The following is a 2596-nucleotide window of genomic DNA, read 5'->3' as shown; positions in this document are numbered from 1 at the left end:
GCTGACAAGGCGGGTGTAACCAGGCAAACGATCGTGGCGCTGGAGAAGGGAAATTACTCCCCTTCACTGGAATTGGCCTTTCGTATTGCTCATGTCTTTCACTTACCGTTGGAAGAGGTGTTCTATTATGGAGAACATGCAGAGGGGGACTAGGATTATGGATTTTTCAGCGCAGACAGGCTCTAGAATCGTAGGTATCCTGTTTATCGTTGCAGCTGTTTCAGCAATCGTTGGTGTTCTCTTGTACCAACCGATTTTGAATAATCCGGATTACCTGATTCAAGGATCGACACACGCGAATCAGGTGATCCTGGGAGCGATCATGGAGTTGATTCTTGTCGTTTCAGTGGTTGGCACTGCGACCGCTATGTACCCATTCTTACAAAGGTACAATCGAACGATAGCGATATGGCATGTCTGTTTCCGATTTATGGAGGCAATTGTGATTGTAATAGGGATTATCAGCGTGTTGGCATTGTTGTCCTTAAGTCAGCAGTATATAGCATCGGGAACTCCCGCTCTAGCTGCTTATCAAGTATCGGGTACATTGCTAAAAGCAGTGCATGATTGGACATTTATACTTGGGCCTAATTTTTTCCTTGGATTGAATACGATGATGTATAGCTATATTTTTTATAAAACGCTGCTTGTACCCAGGTTCATCGCCTTGATGGGAATGACAGGTTCAGCAATGATTCTTCTGGCTGCCTTATTAGAAATGTTCGGGGTTATTGATCAAGTCTCCGGATGGGGGATTCTCTTGGCGCTTCCCATTTTTGCCACTGAGATGACCTTAGCCGTATGGCTCCTCATGAGAGGATTTCGACTCAATCAACCTCCACCAGCTTGAATAGCATGAGATTCGCTGGATAATTACGACAGCCATAAGCTCATAATAACCTCGATCAATCGAAAATCGTACGATGGATGGAGGATAATGAATGAGCACAACGACGAAGGATAAGCCGACAACGTTCCCGCCCCAGCATCAGGAGCAACGTCCGGGCATCGAGCAGGAGATGCATCCGCGGCCGGTATTCGAGGATCGGCACTACAAGGCGGCGGGTAAGCTGCATGGCAAGGTGGCGATCATTACAGGCGGCGACAGCGGCATTGGCCGGGCGGTTGCGGTAACGTACGCCAAGGAAGGCGCCGATGTGGCAATTGTCTACTTGAACGAGCATGCCGACGCCGAGGAGACGAAGCGGCAGGTTGAGGAGGAGGGAAGAACCTGTCTGACGTTCGCCGGCGACCTGGGCGTGGAAGCCTTCTGCTTCGAAGTGGTGGAGAGCACGGTCAAGCAGCTCGGCAAGCTCGATATTCTGGTGAACAATGCAGCGGAGCAGCATCCGCAGCAGCGGCTGGAGGATATCAGCTCGGAGCAGCTGGAGAGGACGTTCCGCACCAATATATTCTCCTATTTCTATATGGCAAAAGCCGCACTCAAGCATCTGAAGCAGGGGGCCGCGATCATCAATACGACGTCGGTCACTGCCTACCACGGCAATGAACAGCTGATTGACTATTCCGCGACCAAGGGCGCGATCGTCGCGTTTACCCGATCCCTGTCAATGTCCGTCGTCGGTCAAGGCATTCGGGTAAACGGTGTCGCGCCAGGACCGATCTGGACACCGCTGATCCCGTCTACCTTCTCGGCAGAACAGACGTCGCAGCATGGCGCGAATACGCCGATGAAGCGAGCCGGACAGCCGGAGGAGCTTGCACCAAGCTATGTGTTCCTGGCATGCGACGATTCGTCCTACATGTCCGGCCAAATTCTGCATGTCAACGGCGGAGAAATCGTGAACGGGTAACCTTCCAAGCCTTGCAGCGATCCAGACTCGGGAGAGTCTGGATTTTTTGTGCGGTCGCATGACTGTAAGTGGTATAATGGATTCGTCGAAAAGGAGGAAACGCGATGTGCCGCAGCATTAAACCGTTGTATAATTTTGACCCTCCGGCTTCTGACCTGGAGGTGTACGCAGCATCGCTGCAATTCGTCCGCAAAATATCCGGCTACCAAACGCCGTCGAAAGCGAATGAAGCCGCCTTCCAGGCCGCTGTCGAGGAGGTCGCTTCAGCAGCGCGCAGGCTGCTTGACACCCTCGTGACGACGGCGGAACCGCGCAGCCGGGAAGCGGAGCTCGTCAAAGCCCGCGAACGTTCCGCCAAGCGCTTCGGGTCGAAGCCGGATGCAGGCGGATAAGCCGTCAATTACATACATAAGGAGAAATCACGACAATGGAATGGAAAAACATTTATCGAGGCTTTATCATGGGGATATCAGACCTCATCCCGGGCGTAAGCGGCGGAACGATTGCCGTCATTCTGGGTATCTATAATCAACTGCTGGAAGCCATCAGCGGCTTCTTCAGCAGGGAATGGAAGCAGCAGCTTCGCTTCCTGGTGCCATTAGGCATTGGAGTTGCGTCCGCTCTTCTGATTTTAAGCAAGCTGATCAAATATGTATTGGAGCACTATTATGTGCCGACTCAGTTCTTTTTTATGGCTCTTGTGATCGGGGTGATCCCCATGCTGTTCAAAGAATCAGGGGCGAGAACCCATTTTAAATGGCAACATATATCGGTCCTCCTCG

Annotated in this window: 5 protein-coding genes; all 5 read left to right on the top strand. The window is 51.8% G+C overall.

Translation table 11 applies throughout. From position 1 onward, the window contains the following. On the top strand, positions 1-153 hold a 153-nt coding region (locus tag ACESLK_RS30095), incomplete at its 5' end, for a helix-turn-helix transcriptional regulator (protein ID WP_373233542.1). 4 nt (positions 154-157) lie between these two features. After that, the gene (locus ACESLK_RS30090; RefSeq protein ID WP_373233541.1) at positions 158-850 is read left to right on the top strand and encodes a DUF4386 domain-containing protein; all 693 of its coding nucleotides are present in this window, start codon (positions 158-160) and stop codon (positions 848-850) included. A 91-nt stretch (positions 851-941) separates the two neighbouring features. Next, positions 942-1814: an SDR family oxidoreductase gene (locus ACESLK_RS30085; RefSeq protein WP_373233540.1), complete on the top strand. Its 873-nt coding sequence runs from the start codon at positions 942-944 to the stop codon at positions 1812-1814. A gap of 104 nt (positions 1815-1918) precedes the next feature. Then, on the top strand, positions 1919-2206 hold the full coding sequence (locus ACESLK_RS30080; protein WP_373233539.1) for a DUF2277 domain-containing protein: 288 nt from the start codon (positions 1919-1921) through the stop codon (positions 2204-2206). 35 nt (positions 2207-2241) lie between these two features. Next, positions 2242-2596 (top strand): undecaprenyl phosphate translocase family protein (locus ACESLK_RS30075; RefSeq protein ID WP_373233538.1); only part of this gene is annotated, 355 nt, incomplete at its 3' end.

Source organism: Cohnella sp., assembly GCF_041640265.1.
In the GTDB taxonomy this organism is placed as follows: Bacteria; Bacillota; Bacilli; order Paenibacillales; family Paenibacillaceae; genus Cohnella.
This window is presented reverse-complemented; position numbering and strand designations above follow the sequence as displayed.